General features: G+C 63.0%; 17 protein-coding genes. 10 read left to right on the top strand and 7 right to left on the bottom strand.

Annotated elements, in window-relative coordinates; all coding sequences use genetic code 11:
* Window positions 1–34: 34 nt before the first annotated feature.
* Window positions 35–1,477: a PucR family transcriptional regulator gene (locus QRM57_RS09470; RefSeq protein ID WP_257370630.1), complete on the bottom strand. Its 1,443-nt coding sequence runs from the start codon at window positions 1,475–1,477 to the stop codon at window positions 35–37.
* 143 nt (window positions 1,478–1,620) lie between these two features.
* On the opposite strand from QRM57_RS09470, the gene QRM57_RS09475 reads away from it, so the two are divergent.
* A complete protein-coding gene (locus QRM57_RS09475) occupies window positions 1,621–3,051 on the top strand; it encodes a gamma-aminobutyraldehyde dehydrogenase (protein WP_257370629.1) in 1,431 nt (476 codons plus the stop codon).
* A gap of 56 nt (window positions 3,052–3,107) precedes the next feature.
* Window positions 3,108–4,463 (top strand): 4-aminobutyrate--2-oxoglutarate transaminase, encoded by a 1,356-nt coding sequence (gabT, locus tag QRM57_RS09480; protein ID WP_284986408.1) that lies wholly within the window; start codon window positions 3,108–3,110, stop codon window positions 4,461–4,463.
* 173 nt (window positions 4,464–4,636) lie between these two features.
* Here gabT and QRM57_RS09485 read toward each other — a convergent pair whose 3' ends face one another.
* Entirely contained in the window at window positions 4,637–7,042 is a 2,406-nt protein-coding gene (locus QRM57_RS09485; protein WP_284986409.1) for a polysaccharide lyase 8 family protein, read from the bottom strand.
* Window positions 7,043–7,197: 155 nt separating this feature from the next.
* Complete coding sequence (gene rarD, locus QRM57_RS09490; RefSeq protein ID WP_257370626.1) at window positions 7,198–8,262, bottom strand: EamA family transporter RarD; 1,065 nt, start codon at window positions 8,260–8,262, stop codon at window positions 7,198–7,200.
* A gap of 116 nt (window positions 8,263–8,378) precedes the next feature.
* Here rarD and QRM57_RS09495 point away from each other — a divergent pair, with 116 nt between their 5' ends.
* The 6 genes from QRM57_RS09495 to QRM57_RS09520 all read left to right on the top strand — a co-directional run bounded on the left by QRM57_RS09495 (window position 8,379) and on the right by QRM57_RS09520 (window position 16,101).
* The gene (locus QRM57_RS09495; protein WP_284986410.1) at window positions 8,379–9,830 is read left to right on the top strand and encodes an FAD-dependent oxidoreductase; all 1,452 of its coding nucleotides are present in this window, start codon (window positions 8,379–8,381) and stop codon (window positions 9,828–9,830) included.
* A 121-nt stretch (window positions 9,831–9,951) separates the two neighbouring features.
* Window positions 9,952–11,301 carry a GAF domain-containing protein gene (locus QRM57_RS09500; protein ID WP_284986411.1) on the top strand — a complete coding sequence of 450 codons (1,350 nt, stop codon included), beginning with the start codon at window positions 9,952–9,954 and terminating at the stop codon, window positions 11,299–11,301.
* Window positions 11,302–11,397: 96 nt separating this feature from the next.
* The gene (gene exaC / locus QRM57_RS09505; RefSeq protein WP_284986412.1) at window positions 11,398–12,921 is read left to right on the top strand and encodes an acetaldehyde dehydrogenase ExaC; all 1,524 of its coding nucleotides are present in this window, start codon (window positions 11,398–11,400) and stop codon (window positions 12,919–12,921) included.
* Between the two features lie 42 nt (window positions 12,922–12,963).
* Window positions 12,964–13,974, top strand: a complete 1,011-nt coding sequence (gene adhP / locus QRM57_RS09510) for an alcohol dehydrogenase AdhP (protein WP_284986602.1) — start codon at window positions 12,964–12,966, stop codon at window positions 13,972–13,974.
* On the top strand, window positions 13,974–14,390 hold the full coding sequence (locus QRM57_RS09515) for a DUF779 domain-containing protein (RefSeq protein ID WP_284986413.1): 417 nt from the start codon (window positions 13,974–13,976) through the stop codon (window positions 14,388–14,390). Before adhP ends, QRM57_RS09515 begins: the two co-directional genes overlap by 1 nt.
* A 157-nt stretch (window positions 14,391–14,547) precedes the next feature.
* Window positions 14,548–16,101 (top strand): APC family permease, encoded by a 1,554-nt coding sequence (locus tag QRM57_RS09520; protein ID WP_284986414.1) that lies wholly within the window; start codon window positions 14,548–14,550, stop codon window positions 16,099–16,101.
* Between the two features lie 110 nt (window positions 16,102–16,211).
* Here the strand turns inward: QRM57_RS09520 and QRM57_RS09525 are convergent, their stop codons facing one another.
* The 4 genes from QRM57_RS09525 to QRM57_RS09540 all read right to left on the bottom strand — a co-directional run bounded on the left by QRM57_RS09525 (window position 16,212) and on the right by QRM57_RS09540 (window position 19,729).
* On the bottom strand, window positions 16,212–16,847 hold the full coding sequence (locus QRM57_RS09525) for a DUF2461 domain-containing protein (RefSeq protein WP_284986415.1): 636 nt from the start codon (window positions 16,845–16,847) through the stop codon (window positions 16,212–16,214).
* 112 nt (window positions 16,848–16,959) lie between these two features.
* Window positions 16,960–18,441: a catalase gene (locus tag QRM57_RS09530; protein ID WP_284986416.1), complete on the bottom strand. Its 1,482-nt coding sequence runs from the start codon at window positions 18,439–18,441 to the stop codon at window positions 16,960–16,962.
* Between the two features lie 13 nt (window positions 18,442–18,454).
* Window positions 18,455–18,931: a Fur family transcriptional regulator gene (locus QRM57_RS09535; protein ID WP_257370618.1), complete on the bottom strand. Its 477-nt coding sequence runs from the start codon at window positions 18,929–18,931 to the stop codon at window positions 18,455–18,457.
* Between the two features lie 30 nt (window positions 18,932–18,961).
* On the bottom strand, window positions 18,962–19,729 hold the full coding sequence (locus tag QRM57_RS09540; protein WP_257370617.1) for a hypothetical protein: 768 nt from the start codon (window positions 19,727–19,729) through the stop codon (window positions 18,962–18,964).
* Between the two features lie 85 nt (window positions 19,730–19,814).
* On the opposite strand from QRM57_RS09540, the gene QRM57_RS09545 reads away from it, so the two are divergent.
* Window positions 19,815–21,086, top strand: coding sequence for an MFS transporter (locus QRM57_RS09545; protein ID WP_284986417.1), 1,272 nt, complete (start codon window positions 19,815–19,817; stop codon window positions 21,084–21,086).
* A gap of 104 nt (window positions 21,087–21,190) precedes the next feature.
* Complete coding sequence (htpX, locus tag QRM57_RS09550; RefSeq protein ID WP_257370615.1) at window positions 21,191–22,060, top strand: zinc metalloprotease HtpX; 870 nt, start codon at window positions 21,191–21,193, stop codon at window positions 22,058–22,060.
* Window positions 22,061–22,127: the final 67 nt, after the last annotated feature.

Consider the following 22,127-nt stretch of genomic DNA (forward strand, 5'->3'; position numbering starts at 1 on the left):
ACACTTCTGTGGCGAACCTCTCCGCCCTGGGTGCCTACCTGGGGTTCCGCGAGCCCAGACGCTGGACGGCCAGCGCCAGCCAGAGCTGAACGCGATCCTGCGTCTGGGAAGGGTCGTAGCCCGTGAGCTCGGTGATCTGCGCAAGCCGGTAGCGGACGGTGTTCCGGTGCAGCGTCAGGGCTTCGGCCACGGCTGCCACTGATCCGTTGTGGTTGAGGTAGCTCTCCAACGTGGTCACCAGCTCGGCTCCGTGGGCGGCATCGAACTTCCGGAGGGGAGTCAGCGATTCGCTCGCCATATCGGCAAGGGGCACATCCTCGCTGGCGAGCAACAAGGACGTCAGGCTTAGGCGTTCCGGTTCGTTGACCGGCAAGCCGTGCGCCACGGCGTCGCGCGCTTCAAAGTAGCTCCAACGCAATCCGTTCGGCTTCGTGTAGGCGCCACCGATACCAATCACGGCGTGGATGCCGGCTTCCTGCAGGTGATCGCTGAGGCTCTTGGCCAAGGCGGTGGCCGAACTGCCGTCGTCGCTGATGACCGTGACCAGGTCCTTCCCGACGACGGCGCTGACGCCGGCTTCCAGGGCTTGGGGGAGCGAGATGCTGACCAGTTGTTTGTGGTGCGCCGTGGACTCCGCCACCAGCACCACGTTCTTCCGTGTGCTGTTGATGCCAACCCCGGCCAAGCGGCGGGCAGCTTCAATGGTTTCCAAGGTGCCGTGAATGACGTCATCCAGCACCTGTCCCGCCATGGCCCGCTGCGACTGCCGCTGCTTGACCATGTTGTTGAGCTCCACGCTGATCAGGTTCTGCGCGTAACTCACAATCCCGGAGTCCACGAAGGGCTGTCGCAACCACAGCGTGCAGGCGTCCCTGCGGCCGGTGGGAATAGGGTACGACGCCCAGCCATCCGCCGTCGGCGCCGGCTTCCCAGCCACGCTGTTGTAAAGCTGGGCACTGAACTGGGTGAGCACCACATCGGTGCGGAGCATGCTGCCCAACTGCTTGAGGAGCTCGTTGAGCCCGCCTCCGGTGAGGAGCGAGCGGGCCAGGATCTGGTGCCCGGCCAGGAGGCGTTCGAGGTTGGCATAGTGGTCCGCGGAGTGCGACTCGGCCACGAGTTTACCGATGGCAATGAACGGGATCTCGTAGGGGACCTCCACCAGTGGCAGACCCCAGCGGTTGGCCTCTGCGACCAGAGCCTCCGGGACGGACTCGTGGGTCAGGCCGATGCCGAAACCGATCCCGACGGCACCGGCGCGTTGGGCCTGCCGGACGAAACGCCGTTGGTCCGCGGCGCTCTTGAGGCGCAAGCCCGTGGTGAGGACCAGCTCGCCACCGCTCAGGAAGCGCTGGGGATCCTCGAGCTCCGTTACCGCGACCCAGCTGATGTCCTGGTTAAGCGTGGTCTCTGCGAGGCCAGCCTGGCGGAGTTTGAGGGAGGGGACAGCGACGAGCGAAGCGAGGGACATGGCCATGGATTAAGGGTAACCCGGCGCTGGGCAAGCGCACTAAGGGAGCGGGTCGTCTGTGTGCAGCTGACTATTCCTTGGACCCCCTCCCTGGCATAGGCTCTGATCAGCTCAATCCATGCCCAGACACCGAAAGAGGGTTGCACGCCGTGGTTCAAACCTTGCAGAACTTCATCAATGGCGAATTCGTTACGCCGGCAGGTACGGGTCTCCTGGACATCGTCAATCCTGCCACCGGCGACATCGTTGCCAAGTCGCCCATTTCGGTCCAGGCCGACGTGGACGCCGCCATGACCGCTGCCAATGAAGCGTTCAGGTCGTGGAAGAAGGCCACCCCCGGCCAGCGCCAGCTCATGCTCCTCAAGCTCGCGGACGCAGTAGAGGCGCACAGCGACGAACTGGTCGAAGCTCAGCACCGCAACACCGGACAGGTCCGCTCGCTGATCGCCTCCGAGGAAATCGCGGCAGGCGCAGACCAGCTCCGCTTCTTCGCCGGTGCTGCACGCATCATGGAAGGCAAGTCCGCGGGCGAGTACTTCGAAGGCCACACTTCCTACGTGCGCCGCGAACCCATCGGCGTCGTGGCCCAGGTTGCGCCGTGGAACTACCCGTTCCTGATGGCCATCTGGAAGATCGGCCCCGCACTTGCTGCCGGTAACACGGTGGTCCTCAAGCCTTCCGACACCACGCCGGAATCCACCCTCGTCCTGGCCCGCCTCGCAGGCGAGATCTTCCCTGCCGGCGTCCTCAACGTCGTCCTCGGCACTGGAGAGACCGGCGCCATGATGGTTGACCACAAGGTCCCCGGCCTGGTGTCCATCACCGGTTCCGTCCGCGCCGGCATCGCCGTCGCCAGCGGCGCAGCCAAGGGCCTCAAGCGTGCCCACCTGGAACTTGGCGGCAAGGCCCCGGCCATCGTCTTCAAGGATGCCGACATCAAGAAGAGCGCAGCGGCCATCGCCGAGTTCGCTTTCTTCAACGCCGGCCAGGACTGCACCGCCATCACCCGCGTGCTGATCGAGGACTCGGTCCACGACGACGTTGTGGCAGCGATGGTGGAGCACACCAAGACCCTGCACACCGGCTCGCAGAACGACGAAGACAACTACTTCGGCCCGCTCAACAACGTGAACCACTTCAACGCCGTGACCTCCGTGGTGGAGCACCTCCCGGAGAACTGCAAGATCGAAACGGGTGGCCACCGCGCAGGGGAGAAGGGCTTCTTCTTCGAGCCCACCATCATCTCCGGCGCCAAGCAGAGCGACGACATCGTGCAGAAGGAAACCTTCGGACCGGTCATCACCGTCCAGAAGTTCAGCACTGAAGAAGAAGCGATCGAAATGGCCAATGACGTCGAGTACGCCCTGGCTTCCAGCGTCTGGACCACCGACCACGGAACGGCCATGCGCATGAGCCGCGACCTGGACTTCGGTGCAGTCTGGATCAACACCCACATCCTCCTCACGGCAGAGATGCCGCACGGTGGCTTCAAGCAGTCCGGCTACGGCAAGGACCTCTCCATGTACGGCGTGGAGGACTACACGCGCATTAAGCACGTGATGTCTGCATTGGATGCATGACACACCCGCGTAGCGCGTCCGCCCCACCCGTACGAATTTCCCAGAAAGGCAAACCCATGACCACCACCGCGAACGAGCTCTCGTACCGCATCGAGCAGAAGCGCAACATCAACGGCACTTTCCCCGGCCCCAAGTCGCAGGCACTTGCCGAGCGTCGCGCCGCCGTCGTTGCTGCCGGCGTTGCTTCCGGCGTTCCCGTCTACGTTGAAGACGCCGACGGCGGCATCATCCGCGACGTCGACGGCAACTCCTTCATCGACCTCGGCTCCGGCATCGCCGTGACCAGCGTCGGCGCGTCCGATCCCGCCGTCGTCGCCGCCGTGCAGGAAGCTGCCGCACACTTCACGCACACCTGCTTCATGGTGACCCCGTACGAGGGTTACGTTGCAGTCGCCGAGCAGCTCAACCGCCTGACCCCGGGCGACCACGCCAAGCGCACCGTGCTGTTCAACTCCGGCGCTGAAGCTGTGGAGAACGCCGTCAAGGTTGCACGTCTGGCCACCGGCCGCGACGCCGTCGTAGCTTTCGACCACGCCTACCACGGCCGCACCAACCTGACCATGGCACTGACTGCCAAGGCCATGCCGTACAAGACCAACTTCGGCCCGTTCGCGCCCGAGGTCTACCGCATGCCCATGAGCTACCCGTTCCGTGAAGAGAACCCGGAGATCACCGGTGCCGAGGCCGCCAAGCGTGCCATCACCATGATCGAGAAGCAGATCGGTGGCGACCAGGTTGCCGCGATCATCATCGAGCCCATCCAGGGTGAAGGTGGCTTCATTGTTCCGGCCGAAGGCTTCCTGCCGGCACTGTCCGCATGGGCCAAGGAAAAGGGCATCGTGTTCATCGCCGATGAGGTCCAGTCCGGCTTCTGCCGCACGGGCGAATGGTTCGCCGTTGACCACGAAGGTGTTGTCCCGGACATCATCACCATGGCCAAGGGCATCGCCGGCGGCCTTCCGCTCTCGGCAATCACCGGTCGCGCGGACCTGCTCGACGCCGTTCACCCGGGCGGCCTCGGCGGCACCTACGGTGGCAACCCGGTAGCTTGTGCAGCAGCGCTGGCAGCCATCGACACCATGGAGCAGCACGACCTCAACGGCCGTGCCCGCCACATCGAAGAGTTGGCCCTGGGCAAGCTCCGCGAACTGGCAGCTGAAGTTTCCGTGGTTGGCGACGTCCGTGGTCGCGGCGCCATGCTTGCCATCGAACTGGTTCAGGCCGGCTCCAAGGAACCCAACGCCGAGCTCACCAAGGCTGTTGCGGCTGCTTGCCTCCAGGAAGGCGTCGTCATCCTGACCTGCGGCACCTACGGCAACGTCATCCGCCTGCTCCCGCCGCTGGTCATCAGCGACGAGCTGCTCATCGACGGCCTCGAGGTCCTCTCCGCAGCCATCAAGGCCCACGCGTAAGGGCTGTTTTCCAGCGCAAGAGGCGGGCCGGGGTTTTACTTCCCCGGCCCTCCCTCTTTTGCGTTTCCACCATGGACCGAGTTCGTGGGAACCGCGCGTGTTCGCTGTCCAGCTCCGGACTGTTTGGCGCTCTTCCCACGATTTGGGCGCGTATGCACGACGGCGGTGCTTGCCTAGCTGCCCAGCGTCAGGTTCTTATGGTGGCCGTGTCCGTCGAGCTGGACCTCGATGGTGTTGCCGGCAGTGAGCACAGCACCGGCATCCGCCTGGACCACGGTGTTCCACGAGCCGGGAAGCGTCACACGCACCGAAGCCTGTGTCCGGGACGGATCCGCCACGGACACCGTGAGCTTGTCACCGATCCTGCGTGCGGACACCGTGCATGGCCCGGATGCTGTGTATCCGCCCCCGGATGCTGCAGAGAAGAAGTTGGCCATGACCAGGCTGTCTTTGCCGGACTCAACCATCTGCACATCCGCCGAGTTGGCAAGGACCTTTACGTCGGGATTAGCGGACTGGGAGAACGTGGTCGAATGGTCGGCGGCAGGCAGGATCATGTAGGCGTAGCCCGATCCCGCAGGGTCAACGCCGTGGCGGTGCGTGATGGTCACATAGTCCCTGGTGACGGGATCCGTGCTTCCGCCGGTGTCTGCGCCGGAATTGATGTCGAACCAGGTCCCTGTCCGGCGCACCACCGCAACGTCGGGAGCACCGGAAACGCCCGGAGCATCAAGGAAGACGTACCCGCCGTGGCCTTCAAGATGCACGGACCGTTTCAAGACCACGGGCGCTTCCCCGGGCGCCATCCGCCGGTTCCTGGAGTCTGTCCGGACCGCCGGGGCGGAATCCGTGGCGAACGACCTGTTCTCAATGGTGGTCCGCACCGCAGCTCCGCCCGTTCCCGTGATGCCTGCGCCGAGGCAGACCACAGCGTCATCCAGGAAAAACCACGACTTACGGCCGGACAGGGTCTTGTTGTGGTTGAGGTGGTCCATGCCGATGACACCCCAGCGGCCGTCCACGGTAAGCCCGCCGGCAAAGGCCTGGAAGGCGCGGGGGATTCCGGTTCCTGCGGCCCCCGCCCCAGTGGCACGAACTTGGTCGTTAACGGTGGTCCCGGGAAGGGCATAGGGGTCAACAGTGGGCCAGAAGTCTGCGCTGAACTGTGAAGGGTCTTCCCGGGTATAGAGGAACGTCATGCCATCGCCCTGGTACCAGCCGAGGTTGTTTTCACTGTTGCCCCACTCATAGCGTCCAATCCGCTTGGAGGACAGGTTTACCGTGCAGCCCCAGTCCGGACGGTGCTGGACCAACCTGTCCTGGTCGGCGAACATCCGGCTGTAGACGGGAGCCGGTGCGGCAACCACTGCGGAATCAGAAAGCACTCCGAGGGACAGCAACGACTTTGCCAGGCTCTGGGTAGGATGCCCGACGAGCTTCTGGTCCGCGCAGCGTTCCAGCCAGCCTTTCGCCAGAGCCAGGAAGCGGGAACGGTACGGTTCGTCGCAACCAGGCGCCAGGAGAAGGACCGCTGAGATAAGACCGAAGCCGCTGACGTAGTCGGGTTCGCGCTGGCGGGAGACGGCGCGTCCGCGGATGGTGTCCATGATCCGCCCATCCCAGACGAAGGGGGCGTAGGTGTCCTCCACGGCATCAAGGAGCACCGAACGTTTGGGATCATTGACGGCCCAGCTGCTTCCCCCGAGCATCGCGATGATCTCGGCGATCCCAGCCAAAGCCACCACACCGTAGGTTCCTGCGTAGGGCAGATAGGAGTGCTGGACATAGGAGCCGTCCGCGTAGAAGCCGTCGCCGCTGGTGACATAGGTGAAGACACTGTTGGTTCCGCCGCGTACGGTATCGCTCAGGGCGTCGCGGCCCAGGGCGATCTCGTCCGGTCTGTTATCCAGGATCCCCCGCATGCAGCAGGCCAACGACTTGTCGACGCGGTTGGCGCCCGTCTCTGCCAGGGACGTAGCGCGGCCGCGCCAGTTCGGGTTGGGTGCGAACCAACGGACAGCTGCCAACAGGGAGGTCCGCAATGCTTCGGGAACTTCGGCATGAAGAAGCGTCAGGATGTCGACGGCTTTGCGCGGGACGCCGATCTCCCAGAACCACCAGTTGCCCGCTGCCTTGATGGACGGCTTGTACGAAGTGTCATTCAGGAGTTGCAAGCCGGCAACGATGTCCGCGGCCAGGTTCGCGTTGCCGGCGCAGGGGTTGCCTGGGACTGCGTATCCGAGGGCCATGTCGTAGAGGCGGTTGAAGTGCAGGCCCATGTTTCCGGTAGCGGCAGTGGACTGACCGATGCCGGTCAGCGGAATGTCGGCCCACAATGCTGTCCGGGAGGATGCCTTGTCCATGGAGGACCACCATTTCTCGGTGGTCTGGCCCATGCCTGCAAGCTGCGAGGCTAATTCCGGGATACCCGCTGCGCTCTGTCCACCCGTGAGGACCAGCCGCCGTCGGTCGATGAGTTCCTGCAGCCCGGAAGCCGCAAAAGAAGGTCCAGCCTGGGAAAGCATGACGCCGGCAAGGGCGGCCGCCCCTCCGGCGCGGAAAAGGGTCCTGCGGCTCACTGGGGGTCCATTGAAGTTCAAAACTGCTCCGTTCAAAACTGCTGGGTGCGGGGAGTGGACATTGCGGTAAAAGTTTCCGCAACTTTATGTCCGACTCCCGGGCCCCTCAGCAGAAATGAACAAAAGTGCTCATGGCTCCCGGATAGCGGAAACCCTTACGGGTGCGACGCCTCGAGCCGGGCTTTCTTCTTGAGCACGGAGTTTTTCCGCGTCGTCCGGAGCATGTCGATGGTCAGGAGAACCAGGGCGAGCCACACCACGCAGAAACCGATCCAGCGGGCCGTGGTCATGGTCTCGTTGAAGACTGTCAGGGCAACGATGAACTGGAGGACCGGGGCGAAGTATTGGAGCAGGCCGATGGTGGTCATGGGCAAACGGCGGGCCGAAGCACCAAAGAAGAGCAGGGGGACGGCCGTGATGACGCCCGATGCCACCAGCAACCAGAAGTGTCCGGCGCCGTGGGTGGTCAATGTTGCGGCCCCCGATACGCCGAGGACCACCATGGTGATCGCGGCGAACGGGGCCAGCACCACCGTTTCAACCGACAGACTCGTGAGCGCGTCAACCTTGGGTCCTACGCGCTTTTTCACGAAGCCGTACAAACCGAAACTGAAGGCCAGGATCAGCGCTATCCAGGGAAGCTGTCCGTAGGAGAACGTCAGGACGCCAACTGCGACGAAGCCGATGCCCACCGCTGCCCACTGGAGGGGACGCAATTTTTCCTTCAGGACGAAGACGCCCAGCAGGACCGAGACCAGCGGGTTGATGAAGTACCCCAGGGACGTTTCGACGGCGTGTCCCGTGGTCACGCCGAAGGTGTAGGTGAGCCAGTTGATGGCGATCAGGCCGGCGGCCAACGCCAAAGGACCAAAGACGGACCGGTCTTTGACTGCGGCACCGAAGACGCGCCACGCGCGGGTAATGGTGATGAGCAGCGCGCAGAAGATCAACGACCAGACAACCCGGTTGGCGACGATTTCCACGGCACTGGCCGGCATGAGAATGAAGAAATAGAGCGGGAGCAGACCCCACAGCCCGTACGCGCCAATGCCGAACAGGACGCCCGCCGTCGATTCGCTCCTCACCGGTTTACCGGCGTTGCCGGTACCGCCGCCCTTGCCACCCGCCGTCGTTGACGTAGTTGTAGAGGAGCTTGAGATGATCTGATCCGGAGTCGACACAATGTCGCAAACACCGTTCATGGGCGCAATATTCCGCAATCTTTATGAATTTCTGTGACTCCTGCCATATAAGCGGCTTGGCGTAGGGTCGACATCTAGAATTGAACCCTGCGCGCCCACCAACGGCGCGGCTCACTGCTTCGGAAGGGCTTACGGTGCCAAATTCAGCCGCAACCAATCGTCCGTTACGCGTTGCCATCGTTGGCGCTGGCCCGGCGGGTGTCTATGCCGCGGATATCCTGACCAAGTCCAACGAGGTCAAGGACGGCGAGGTTGAGGTCAGCATCGATCTCTTCGAGGCATACCCCGCACCGTACGGTCTGATCCGCTACGGAGTTGCCCCCGATCACCCCCGGATCAAGGGCATCGTCAACGCCCTGCACAAGGTGTTGGACCGCGGCGATATCCGCTTCCTGGGCAACGTGACCTACGGCCGGGACCTGACTCTCCATGATTTCCGCGCGTTCTACGATGCCGTGATTTTCTCGACGGGTGCCATCAAGGATGCGGACCTGAACATTCCCGGCGTCCACCTGGACGGTTCCTTCGGCGGCGCAGATTTCGTGTCCTGGTACGACGGGCACCCCGATGTGCCCCGCGAATGGCCCTTGGATGCCAAGGAGATCGCGGTCATCGGTAACGGCAACGTCGCCCTCGATGTTGCCCGCATGCTGGTCAAACACCCGGAAGAGCTGTTGGTCACCGAGATTCCGGACAATGTTTACGCCGGGCTCAAAAAATCGCCTGTCACCGACGTCCACGTGTTCGGGCGCCGCGGTCCTGCGCAAGTGAAATTCACCCCCTTGGAACTGCGGGAGCTTTCGCACTGCAAGGACGTGGACATCGTGCTCTACCCAGAGGATTTCGAATTCGACGAAGCCTCCGACGAAGCCATCCGCACCAACAACCAGATCAAGACCATGGTGAACACCATGACCAACTGGCTGGTGGAGGAGCACGCCGAGTCCGAGCAGCCCTCGTCCCGTCGCCTTCACCTGCACTTCCTGCACAGCCCCGTGGAAATCCTGGACTCACCCGAAACTCCGGGCAAGGTGTCCGGAATCAAGTTCGAGAGGATGGAGCTCGACGGCACGGGCAACGTCAAGGGCACTGGCGAGTTCATCGAGTACCCGGTCCAGTCTGTCTACCGCGCCATCGGCTACCATGGCTCGCCGTTGGAGGAACTTGAGTACGACGCCCGCCGCGGTGTGATCCCGAACGACGGCGGTCGGGTCCTGGATGCGGACGGTAACTACGTCCCGGGTATCTACGCCACCGGCTGGATCAAACGCGGTCCCGTAGGCCTGATCGGCCACACCAAGGGCGATGCCCTGGAGACCATCGGCTTCCTCCTTGAAGACCGGCTCACGCTGCCCCCGGCGGAAAACCCCGACCCGCAGGCCATCATCGACCTCCTTGAAGAGCGCGGGATCGAATACACGACGTGGGAAGGTTGGAACCGGCTGGATGCCCATGAGGCCGCGTTGGGCGCGTCATGGAGCGAAGCCGCAGCCGCGGCCGCCGGTGATGGTTCGGGCGACGGGGTGGTCCGCGAGCGCATCAAGGTGGTCCCGCGCGAGGAGATGGTCCGGATCTCGCGCGGCTGACCCTGGAGTTTTTGTCCACTTGGCCGCTCCAAGGGCGTTGGCTGTACAAAAACTCCGGCTCCCGAACTAGACTGCTGGGTACTGTGCCGCCCACCACATGCACGGTACCCAGGGGAGTTCGATGAGGAATCCAATCCATCCGCCGGTTCCAGGCGACACCGCGGAATTGGTGCAGAGGCGTGCGCTGGCAGGCCATGAGCGCCTGAATCACAGCGGCCTCCTGGACGATGAAGGCATCGTTGGCCTGCGTCGCCTGGTCCGTGAGTCCTGGCAGCGTTCTGCGACCCTGCAAGCCAATCCAGACGTCGCCGAGGCGCCCCTTGCGATGGACAGGGACGAACTCGAGGAGTATCGCAGGCAGCATCCGTTGGCTGCGATCATGCCGGTGATCAAGAAGCTCCTGGTCCAACCCAGCCATGACAGTGGTTTGTTGGTAGCGGTAGGCGACGATGTCGGGCGGCTCCTGTGGGTTGACGGCGACCCCGTGATGCAGCGCCGCGCCGAGGGCATGATGTTCGTGGCCGGCGCTGACTGGTCCGAAGCCTCCGTTGGGACCAGCGCCCCCGGAACTGCCTTGGCCCTGGACCGCAGCATCCAGATCTCCGGTGCCGAACATTTCAAACGGTCCGTTCACCCGTGGAGCTGTACAGCCGTGCCGTTCCATGACCCTGATTCCGGTGCCGTGCTGGGCGTCGTGGACATTACCGGCACGGAAACAGCAGTGGCGCCGCACACCCTGTCTCTGGTGGAGGCAACCGTTGCTGCGGCCCAGGCACAGTTGCGCATCGAGCGGCTCCAACTCGCCGCAGCCATTCGAGACAAACCACGACGGCGGAGCGCGCCTTCAACGTCGACCCAAACCACTGGTGCGCTGTACCGGAACAGCTTGCAATTGTTGGGTCGCGATCAGGCGTTGCTGAGCATTGATGGCCGAACCGTCTCCTTGTCAGCCCGGCACAGCGAAATCCTGGCGATCCTCGGCAACCACCCTTCCGGCCTGAGCGCTGACGATCTCTGCGCCCAGTTGTACCCAGGAGACGGTTCTGCCGTGACGCTGCGCGCCGAGATGGTGCGGCTGCGCAAGGTCCTCCACGGGCTCAGCCCCGATGCTGTTCCCGAATCCCGTCCCTACCGCTTGCCCGTGGAATTGCTGCCCGACTCCGGACAGGTCCTCAGCTGCCTCCAACGCGGCGCCCACCGCATCGCCTTGGAAATCTACAAAGGTGCTGTCCTTCCGCGGTCGGAGGCACCCGGCGTCGTGCAGTTGCGTGAGCGGGTATCGCACTTGCTGCGCGAAGCGCTGCTCAGCGACGGCAGCGTCGATTCGCTCCTCAAGTACGCGGAGTTGCCTGAGGCGAAGTACGACGTCGACCTCCGCCTGGCCGTGCTGAAGCTGCTGCCGCCCCGCTCACCCAAGCGGGCCGCCGTCGTGGCCGACCTTGAACGGATCGACACTGAACTTTCTGCGTGAGCTGAATCACAGGGTTGCAACGTAGCTGCAACCTCATCGCTCCTAGGCTCGGATCAATGGCGACAGCCACCGTGATTCGCAGCAAAGGAGCTAGCAATGACTGTTTACGCACAGCCGGGTACCGAGGGTTCGAAGGTCACCTTCAAGGACCGCTACGAGAACTGGATCGGCGGCGAGTGGGTTGCCCCCGTCAAGGGCGGCTACTTCGAGAACATCACCCCCGTCACGGGCAAGGCCTTCTGCGAAGTTGCCCGCGGAACCTCCGAGGACATCGAGCTTGCGCTCGACGCCGCCCACAAGGTTGCACCGTCTTGGGGCAAGACCTCCGCCACTGAGCGCGCAGCGATCCTGAACAAGATCGCCGACCGTATTGACGAGAATGTGGAGCTTCTTGCGGTTGCGGAGACCTGGGACAACGGCAAGCCCGTCCGCGAGACCCTGAACGCCGACATCCCGTTGGCCGCCGACCACTTCCGCTACTTCGCCTCTGCCGTGCGAGCACAGGAAGGTCACCTCTCCCAGCTGGATGAGGACACCACGGCTTACCACTTCAAGGAGCCGCTGGGAGTTGTTGGCCAGATCATCCCGTGGAACTTCCCCATCCTCATGGCTGTTTGGAAGCTGGCCCCGGCGCTCGCGGCCGGAAACGCCGTGGTGCTCAAGCCCGCCGAGCAGACGCCGACGTCAATCCTGGTTTTGATGGAACTCATCGGAGATCTTCTGCCGGCTGGTGTCGTGAACGTGGTCAATGGCTTCGGCGTCGAAGCCGGCAAGCCGCTCGCTTCGAGTTCCCGTATCCGCAAGATCGCCTTCACGGGTGAGACCACCACAGGCAGGCTCATCAGCCAGTACGCGTCGAACAACCTCATCCCCGTCACCCTGGAACTTGGCGGCAAGAGCCCCAACATCTTCTTCGACGACGTCGCCGACCAGAACGACGCCTTCTACGACAAGGCGCAGGAGGGCTTCACGCTCTTCGCGTTCAACCAGGGCGAAGTCTGCACCTGCCCTTCCCGTGCTCTGGTCCAGGAAGGTATCTACGACTCCTTCATGGCCGACGTCACGGCCCGGACCAACAAGATCATCCAGGGCAACCCGTTGGATACGGATACCCAGGTCGGTGCCCAGGCCTCCAACGACCAGCTGGAGAAGATCCTGTCCTACATCGACATCGGAAAGCAGGAAGGCGCCAAGATCCTCACCGGCGGCGCCCGAGCCGAACTGGACGGTGACTTCGCCGGGGGCTACTACGTCCAGCCCACCATTTTCGAAGGCCACAACCGCATGCGCATCTTCCAGGAGGAGATCTTCGGCCCAGTGGTGTCAGTGACCAAGTTCAGCGACTACAACGACGCCATCGGCATCGCTAACGACACCCTTTATGGGCTTGGCGCCGGCGTCTGGTCGCGCAACGGAAACGTCGCTTACCGCGCAGGCCGGGAAATCCAGGCCGGCCGCGTGTGGGTCAACAATTACCACGCCTACCCGGCAGGTGCCGCTTTCGGCGGCTACAAGTCCTCAGGTATTGGCCGTGAGAACCACGCCATGATGCTGGACCACTACCAGCAGACCAAGAACCTCCTGGTCAGCTACAACGAGAACAAGCTCGGCTTCTTCTAAACCGTCTTGTCTACCGATCAAAGGAGATCGTCAATGACCACCATGCAAGCTGCAGTCGTCACCAAGTTCGGTACCGACCTCGAGATCAAGGAAGTGGAAAGGCCGACGCCGGGTCCCGGCCAGGCGCTGGTCCGCCTCATCACATCGGGGGTATGTCATACCGACCTGCACGCCGCCGAAGGCGACTGGCCGGTCAAGCCGACGCCACCGTTTATCCCAGGCCATGAAGGTGTGGGGGAAGTAGTGTCCCTCGGTGAGGGCGTCACGGATGTTGCTGTCGGCGACCTGGTGGGCAACGCCTGGCTCTGGTCTGCCTGTGGTGACTGCCAGTACTGCCGGACCGGGTGGGAAACCCTGTGCGAGTCCCAGCAAAACGGTGGCTACAGCGTGGATGGCTCGTTCGGTGAGTACATGCTGGTGGACACCCGTTTTGCTGCGCGGATTCCAGACGGTTCGGATCCGGTGGAGGTTGCGCCCGTGCTGTGCGCGGGCGTCACGGTCTACAAGGGTTTGAAGATGACCGAGGCCAGGCCGGGGCAGTGGGTCACCATCTCCGGCATCGGCGGCCTGGGCCACATCGCCGTGCAGTACGCCGTAGCCATGGGCCTGCGGGTAGCCGCGGTGGACATTGCCGATGACAAGCTGGCCCTGGCACGTGAGCACGGCGCCGAACTGACGGTGAACGCACTCCACGAGGATCCGGCGGAAGTCATCCAGCGCGAAACGGGCGGATGCCACGGTGTTCTGGTCACGGCGGTGCACCCCTCTGCGTTCGGCCAGGCGATCGGCATGGCACGGCGCGGTGGAACGATCGTCTTCAACGGGCTGCCTCCGGGAGACTTCCCGGCGCCCATTTTCGAGATCGTCCTCAAAGGCCTCACCGTCCGCGGCTCAATCGTGGGAACGCGGCAGGATCTTGAAGAGGCGCTGGAATTTTACGCTCAGGGGAAGATCAAGCCAACGGTCTCCACGCGGGAACTCTCCGAGGTCAATGCGGTCTTTGACGAGATGAAGCACGCCAAGATCGACGGTCGCGTGGTGCTGAAGTTCTGATGAACGACATCAGCTTGGAAGCCGCCGTGACCCTCCCCGGGGAGGATTTCTCCCGGGTAGGGCTCACCGCGGTGTCCGTTGAACTCCTGCGGAAACTCTGGGACCAGCACGGCCCGCTCATGTTCCATCAGTCCGGTGGCTGTTGCGACGGCTCCGCACCCATGTGCTATCCGGCGGGAGAGTTCCTGACCGGCGACTCCGATGTGCTCCTGGGCAGGTTCGACATTGGGTCCGATGGGCAAGCGCAACCGCTGGAGTTCTGGATGTCCAAGGAACAGTTCGCCTACTGGTCCCACACCCATCTCACAGTGGATGTGGTTCCGGGGCGAGGCAGTGGGTTCTCCGTCGAGTCTCCCGAAGGGAAGCGGTTCCTGATTCGCTCAACGCTCATGGACTGGGACGTGCCCAGCATTTGATTGGTGTGACGGAGGCTACCTGCCTCCGTCACACCAGCCACAGCAGTCACGGGATTTCCGGGCTCGTCTCACTATCTGGGATAAATATGGTCGTCCATTGGCCGGACACTATCCTTGATGAGTCCTATACCACTCCCATCCAGAATGTGGCATTTTTATGAACATTTTCAGGACCAAGTCGATCGAGCAGTCGATCGCTGATGCCGACGAACCCGGGCGCAAGCTGAAACGCAGCCTCAGCACCTGGGACCTCATGATCATGGGCGTCGCCGTTGCCGTCGGTGCCGGCATCTTCTCCGTTGGTGCCAAGGCCGCCGCAAACTTTGCGGGACCGGCCGTCACCATCTCCTTTGCCATCGCCGCCGTGACTTGTGCGCTGGCCATCATGTGCTACGCAGAATTCGCCACCGCGATTCCCGTGGCGGGCTCCGCCTACGTCTTTACCTACGCCACCATGGGCGAAGTCCTCGCGTGGATCATCGGCTGGAACCTCATCCTTGAGCTGTTCACCGCCGCTGCCGTTATCGCGAAGTACTGGGGAATCTACCTCAGCACCGTCTTTGGCCTGATGGGCGTGGACATGCCGCCGTCAGTGAGCGTTGGCGGCGTTGACCTTTACTGGGGCGCTTTCCTCATTGTCGCGATCTTCACCGTGCTGCTGGTGCTGGGGACAAAGTTGTCCGCACGCGTCGGCAACGTCTTCACGCTGATCAAGATCGCAGTGGTGCTCTTCGTGATCGTGGTTGGTTTCAGCTATGTGAAGTTCTCCAACTACACCCCCTTCATTCCTGCCTCCGAGCCCACCGATTCCGGTGCCGCGGACGTCATGAAGCAGTCCTTCTTCGGCTTCCTTACCGGTGCTGCTCCAGCGCAGTACGGGACCTTGGGTGTCTTCGCCGGTGCAGCCCTGGTGTTCTTCGCCTTCATCGGCTTTGACGTGGTGGCAACCTCCGCCGAAGAGGTCAAGAACCCGCAGAAGACCCTGCCGCGCGGCATCTTCGGTGGCCTGGCCGTTGTTACTTTGCTGTACATCCTGGTCTCCCTGGCGCTTACCGGCATGGTCTCCTACACGCAACTGGCAGAGGTCAAGAACCCCACCCTGACCACAGCCTTCGAGGCCGTCGGCAACACGGATGCAGCCAAGGTCATTGCGTTCGGCTCCCTGGTTGGCCTCACCACCGTGATCATGGTGCTCCTCATGGGCCTGTCCCGCGTTGTCCTTGCCATGAGCCGCGACGGCCTGCTGCCGCGCTCCTTGTCCAAGACCAGCGACAAGCGCTCCACTCCGGCCCGTCTGCAGATCATCTGTGGCGCCGCAGTGGCAGTGGTGGCCGGCGTGACCAAGGTGGATCTGCTCGAGGAAATGATCAACATCGGTACGCTCTCCGCGTTCGTGATGGTCAGCCTGGGTATTTTGGTGCTGCGCAAGAAGCGCCCGGACCTGAAGCCTGCCTTCCGTGTCCCTCTCGGCAAGGTCATCCCCTGGGTCTCCGCAGTACTCTGCCTTTACCTGATGACCAACCTGGCTGTTGAAACCTGGATCTTCTTCGCGATCTGGCTGGTTATCGGCATGGTCATCTACTTCGCATACGGCCAGCGCCACTCACGCCTCAACGAGAGGTTCGCTTCTGCCAAGGCCTCCGTCAACGGTGTTCCCGAAAGCCGCCAGGCCAAGGGCGATGAGGACGAAGACACCTTCACCAAGGTCTGACACGACCTACGCCTGACCGTAAGAGAGGCTGCCTGTCAGACAGCCATGACGAATCAGCCACAAAAGCGTCCGGAAACAAACAGTTTCCGGGCGCTTTTGGTGTCACCACCCTACGGCGCTGCATGCTCACTGACCCACTCCACAAAAGGCCTCAGCACTTCCCAGCGGGCAGCGATCTGGTCTTTCGCCGCCGGAGTGGATAACCACTCGGGCTGCCCGATCTCCTCCCCGGCGGAGAGGGACTTGTGCTTGAGCAGCTCAGCGCGTGGATGGTCTTTGTCGAAACCCCGCGGAACAGTCTTGAGCTTCTCACCTTCAATGGCGAAGCCGGCCGATCCGACCGCGTCAACGATTCCCTGCAGCTCCGATCCGCTGTCCGGGGCATCCACTGCCGCACGGAAACGGGCCAACTGGGCCGGGGTATGGGAGTGGTATCCACCGCCAATCAACAGTCCGTCGGCGCTGATCTGGACGTAGTACCCCACGCCTTCCTGGGTTGCCGCGAAGGCTCCCTGCGCTGTCTTATACGGTGACTTGTCCTGGGAGAACCTGATATCCCTGTTCGGCCGGAAGATCTTGGCCGGGCCGAACTGCGGCTCCAGCTCCGAAAGCAGGGCTGTCAGCGGCTCCTTCACCTCGGCGTCGTACGTTGCTTTATGCTCCATCCACCACTCACGGTTGTTGTTCTCTTCAAGCTCCTCGTAGAAGCGGAATGCAGCCGGGGAAATGCCTTTGAATGTGCTCATGCAAGGATCCTATGAACCGCGCGGTGGTCGGAGCCATAGGTTCAAAGCGCTATGTGGAAAAAGAACACCCCGCTGCGGAGATCCGCAACGGGGTGTTCCTGAAGTGCAACGCTTAGAGCTTGTTGGCTGCTTCTGCGTCGGACTCGGTCTGGCCTGCGCCGAGGTTGGCGCGGAGCTTGGCGCCGAGGTCGGCGTCAACGTTGGTCCAGTACTGGATGGCGCGTTCCTTGATGTCAGCGTTCTTCACGCCGCCAACAGCACCGGTGATGGTGTCCAGGAGGCGGGCCTTGGCGGCGTCATCGTAGACCTCGCGGTACAGCGTACCGGCCTGGCCGAAGTCGTCGTCCTCAGCGTGCAGGGTGTGCGCGGAGAGGGTGAGCTCGCCGTCGTTCTCCCAGCCACCGGCGGGCGACGTCGGCTCAACAGCGGCCGGGCCACCCATGGAGTTCGGTGCGTACACCGGGGTGGAGGGGGAGTTGAACAGGAAACGACCCTGGCCATCCTGGCTGTAGTTGTTGACCTGGTTCTTCGGCTGGTTCACCGGGATCTGTGCGTGGTTGGTGCCCACGCGGTAACGGTGTGCATCTGCGTAGGAGAAGATGCGGGCCTGCAGCATCTTGTCCGGGGAAGCGGCAATGCCCGGTACGAAGTTCGACGGCGCGAAGGTGGCCTGCTCGATCTGCGCGAAGTAGTTCTCCGGGTTCTTGTTCAGCTCCATGGTGCCCACGTGGATCAGCGGGTAGTCCGAGTGCGGCCAAACCTTGGTCAGGTCGAACGGGTTGAAGCGGTACGTCTTGGCGTCTTCGTAAGGCATGACCTGGACGTGCAGTTCCCAGGAGGGGAAGTTGCCGGCGTCGATGTTTTCCTTGAGGTCGCGGATGTAGAAGTCCGCGTCCGAACCAGCAAGCTCTTCAGCCTGGTCGCCGGTGATGGTCTTGACGCCCTGGTTGGACTTGAAGTGGTACTTGACCCAGAAACGCTCGCCTGCGGCGTTGATCCACTGGTACGTGTGCGAACCGTAGCCCTGCATTTCACGCCAGGAAGCCGGGAGGCCACGGTCGCCCATGAGCCAGGTGACCTGGTGTGCGGACTCGGGGGACAGGGTCCAGAAGTCCCACTGCATGTCGGCGTCGCGCAGGTGGCTGCCCGGGAGGCGCTTCTGGGAGTGGATGAAGTCCGGGAACTTGATGCCGTCGCGGATGAAGAAGACCGGGGTGTTGTTGCCCACGAGGTCGTAGTTGCCCTCGGAGGTGTAGAACTTCACGGCGAAACCACGGGGGTCGCGCCACGTGTCGGGGGAGCCGTTCTCGCCTGCGACGGAGGAGAAACGGATCAGCATTTCGGTCTCGGCACCCGGCTGCAGGAAAGCTGCCTTGGTGTAGGCCGAAACGTCCGAGGTGGTCTTGAACGTACCGAATGCGCCGCCGCCCTTGGCGTGCACTACGCGCTCCGGCACCCGCTCGCGGTTGAACTGTGCGAGCTTTTCCACCAGGTAGTGGTCGGTGAGGATGATGGCACCGTCAGCGCCGACGGACTTCGAGTGCGCGTCGGAAGTAACGGGGGCACCTGACTGGGTTGTTGAAATGGCAGTCATTGTTCTCCTATTTCTATTTATGAGTTACGGAAGTTGCGGGAAGCTGTTGTTTGGACTGGCAGTCCTGGCAGATGCCTTGGTACAGGACATCTGCGATCTGGATGGTCATTGGCTTGGAGTTTTCATCCCAGTGCGGTGTCAGGCACGGGGCGTGTCCCACGGCGCAATCCACGTCTTCCACCCTGCCGCAGCTGATGCACACAGCGTGGTGGTGATTATCGCCAACCCGGGTCTCATAAAGCGCCGGGGAGTGCGGGGGTTCGAAGCGGCGCAGCATCTGCAGGTCCGTGAGATCGCTAAGCACTACATAAACGGACTGCGCCGTCAGTTCAGGAAGCTCTTTGCGGGCAGCAGCAAGGATGCCTTCTGCCGGGGAGTGCGGGTGGTGCTGGACGGCGGCGAGGACTGCCAGACGCTGTTTGGTCACACGCCGGCCGTGGGCATGCAGGGCTGCGGCCCATTCTGCTTGCTCGGCTGTGTGATCGGTCATGTAATCAGTAAAACACTTATTATGAGGAGTTCACAATAAGGCAAGACTAACTTCGGGTGAACAGAGCAAAGACTCCAAGGGATTCGCTTCCTCTGCGGCCGACCGTCCCAGTGCATGGACGCGTACTGTGGCCCCGTTGTCTGGTTCCAGCGCCAGGCAGCTGAACCCGCTGAGCCCGCCGGCCAGGGGCAGCGAGCCCAGGGCAGCGCCCATGGCCAAGAGCTCCGCCGGAGAGACTTCCGCGATCGACCCCACGGCCCTGATCGGTTGGATCACTGCGTGGTTGCGCCCCGCGCCCGTCGATTCAACCAGCCCGCCCGGGTCCAGGATGGGCTCGACGGCGGTACCCACCCCGTCCGGGAACGGAGCCGTCGCTGCTGGTCGGGCACGTACCAGCGCATCCCTGATCGCATCGTCAGTTGCTTCCAAACGTTCCAGCGGTTCCCCCGCGCGCCGGTGCGCCGGCAACAACAGTTGGTGTCCCGGCGTCGTGGTTTCACCCGGTCCACGCCCGAAGAGGTGGAAGGTGGGTGTGGAGGATTCGGCGACGGGTTCGCCGATCGCAGCACCGAGCGGGTGCCAACGGTAGGTAAACATGATTGGGCAACGGACAACGCCCATGACATCGCGGAGTGCCGTCCGGATCAGGTTGTGGCAGAGCAGCCAGTCGGTCGCCGAGGGGTAGGCGAACTCTGTGGAAGGGTCAGACAACCTGAGCAGCACATGGCCGGCGGTGAGGGGATGGCGCGGCCGGGCTATCTCCCAGAAGGCCGAACGGTACAGCAATCGTCGCGACATGACGTGTCAACTCCCTCCCCGGGGTGAGCCTACCAAGCAGGGAGCCGCGTGCGGGAGGCGCCCTCATGCTGGTTAGGGTTGGACGGTGGCGAAACTACTGGCAGACATCACTCCGTTGAAGGAGAGTCCCGCTTTCCGACGACTCTGGCTGGGAGCCTCGGTGGCCGCCATTGGTACCCAACTGACGTTGGTGGCCGTCAGCCTGGAGGTTTACAGGCTGACGCAGGAAAGTTTTTACGTGGGCCTCCTGGGAATCTTCGCACTGGTTCCCTTGGTCATTGCAGGGCTCTACGGAGGCTCTGTCTCGGATGCCTACGATCGCCGCAAGGTGGCGATCATCGCTTCACTGGTCCTCTGGGCAACCACGGCAGGACTGGCGTTGCAGGCCTGGCTGGGGATTGGCAACATCTGGATCCTCTACGCCCTGGTGGCGATCCAAAGCGGAGCGCAGGGCATCAACGGTCCGGCCCGCAGCGCCATCATTCCGCTCCTTGTCCGGAAGGACCTGCTTCCGGCCGCCAACGCCCTGAGCATGCTGACCTTCGGCCTTTCCATGACGGCCGGACCACTGCTTGCCGGTGTCCTCGTTGCCACCATCGGGTTTGGTTGGACCTACACCATTGACGTCATCAGCTTCACGTTTGCCCTCTGGGGACTCTTCAGGCTTCCGCCGCTGCCGCCGTCCAAGGACGCGGTGCGGCCGGGGCTGCGTTCAGTGGTGGAGGGCTTCCGCTTCCTGGGAACCCGGCCCAATGTGCGCATGACCTTCATCATCGACCTCATCGCCATGATCTGTGCCCAACCCAGGGCGCTCATGCCTGCCATTGGCGCCGTCATGATCGGCGGAGGCGAAACAACAGTGGGCGTATTGCTGGCGTCCACAGCCGTGGGGGCTTTCCTTGCCGGGCTCTTCTCCGGGTCCCTCGGCCGGGTACGGAAACAGGGGAGCGCCGTGGTGTGGTCCGTGGTTGGCTGGGGAGCCTCAATTGCCGGATTCGGACTGGTGGTGCTGCTGGCCGGGGACTCGGGCCGTGAGGGCGTCACGCCCTGGTTGCTGCCTGCTGCGCTGTGTTGCGCACTTGCAGGGATCTCCGACTCCATCAGTGCGGTCTTCCGCACCACCATTCTTCAGTCCGCAACTCCCGACCATCTCCGGGGACGGCTTCAGGGCGTGTTCATCGTGGTGGTTGCGGGCGGCCCGCGGGTCGGCGACATGCTGGCCGGTGGGGTCTCCCAGTTCCTCAGCGAAGGCGGGGTGCTGTTGCTCGGCGGGCTTTTGTGCATTGTCCTGGCGTGGCTGGCCTCGCGCATCCAGCCCGGCTTCGTCGCCTACGACGCCAAGCACCCCGTCCCTTAGCTCCGCCAGCGGCAACGCCGACGTAGGCTGATAACGGAACCCGGGGACCGGCGTCGGCGTTAATCCGTACAAAACCCCTGCAAGAGCGGAAGAAAGCGATAACCGTGCATAAACACAACAATGGACTCAAGACAGCAGCGCTTTTCGGTGTGCTGTGGGCAGTGTTGTTGGGGTTGGGCGCCATCATCGCAGCCGGGACGCGCAGCACCACGCCCATCTGGATCATGGCCTTGATCGGCGTGGGCACAACAGCTTACGGATACTGGAACAGCGACAAGATCGCCATCCGTTCCATGGCCGCCTACCCGGTCACCGAAGCGCAGGCGCCGCAGCTTTACCAGATTGTTCGTGAGCTGTCCGTGCGCGCCAACAAGCCCATGCCGCGGATCTACCTTTCGCCCACCATGACACCCAACGCTTTTGCCACGGGCCGCAATCCCAAGAATGCCGCTGTCTGCTGCACCGAGGGAATCCTGCATTTGCTTGATGCCCGTGAACTTAGGGGCGTGTTGGGGCATGAACTGATGCACGTGTACAACCGCGACATCCTCACCTCGTCCGTCGCTGCGGCGGTGGCCGGCGTCATTACGTCCGTGGGTCAGATGCTGTTGATCTTCGGCGGCGGCGATCGGCGAAACGCCAACCCGTTGGCCACCATTGCCATGGCATTGCTTGCACCGTTCGCGGCCTCATTGATCCAGATGGCTATCTCCCGGACGCGCGAGTACGACGCCGACGAGGACGGCGCCCAGCTGACAGGTGATCCGCTGGCCCTGGCTTCGGCCCTGCGCAAGATCGAGTCCGGCGTGAGCCAACTGCCGCTGCCGCAGGACCAGCAGCTGGTCAACGCCTCACACCTCATGATCGCCAACCCGTTCCGGGGCGGTGGCATGCGGCGGATGTTCTCCACGCATCCTCCGATGAAGGACCGGATCAGCAGGCTGGAGCAGATGGCCGGGCGGCCGCTCTCCTAGCAACGCGCGTTTCCTGGCGACACGCGCGTTCCTTACCCGCTGTTCCGTCGTTGGCCAACAACGAAAC

Origin of the sequence: Arthrobacter sp. fls2-241-R2A-172 (assembly GCF_030208885.1) — a bacterium.
In the GTDB taxonomy this organism is placed as follows: Bacteria; Actinomycetota; Actinomycetes; order Actinomycetales; family Micrococcaceae; genus Arthrobacter.

Coding starts and splice junctions, on each gene's coding strand:
- QRM57_RS09540 (WP_257370617.1), bottom strand. CDS start 19,729: ATGTCGCGACGATTGCTGTACCGTTCGGCCTTCTGGGAGATAGCCCGG.
- QRM57_RS09520 (WP_284986414.1), top strand. CDS start 14,548: ATGAACATTTTCAGGACCAAGTCGATCGAGCAGTCGATCGCTGATGCC.
- QRM57_RS09500 (WP_284986411.1), top strand. CDS start 9,952: ATGAGGAATCCAATCCATCCGCCGGTTCCAGGCGACACCGCGGAATTG.
- QRM57_RS09530 (WP_284986416.1), bottom strand. CDS start 18,441: ATGACTGCCATTTCAACAACCCAGTCAGGTGCCCCCGTTACTTCCGAC.
- exaC (WP_284986412.1), top strand. CDS start 11,398: ATGACTGTTTACGCACAGCCGGGTACCGAGGGTTCGAAGGTCACCTTC.
- QRM57_RS09525 (WP_284986415.1), bottom strand. CDS start 16,847: ATGAGCACATTCAAAGGCATTTCCCCGGCTGCATTCCGCTTCTACGAG.
- QRM57_RS09470 (WP_257370630.1), bottom strand. CDS start 1,477: ATGGCCATGTCCCTCGCTTCGCTCGTCGCTGTCCCCTCCCTCAAACTC.
- adhP (WP_284986602.1), top strand. CDS start 12,964: ATGCAAGCTGCAGTCGTCACCAAGTTCGGTACCGACCTCGAGATCAAG.
- QRM57_RS09535 (WP_257370618.1), bottom strand. CDS start 18,931: ATGACCGATCACACAGCCGAGCAAGCAGAATGGGCCGCAGCCCTGCAT.
- gabT (WP_284986408.1), top strand. CDS start 3,108: ATGACCACCACCGCGAACGAGCTCTCGTACCGCATCGAGCAGAAGCGC.
- QRM57_RS09515 (WP_284986413.1), top strand. CDS start 13,974: ATGAACGACATCAGCTTGGAAGCCGCCGTGACCCTCCCCGGGGAGGAT.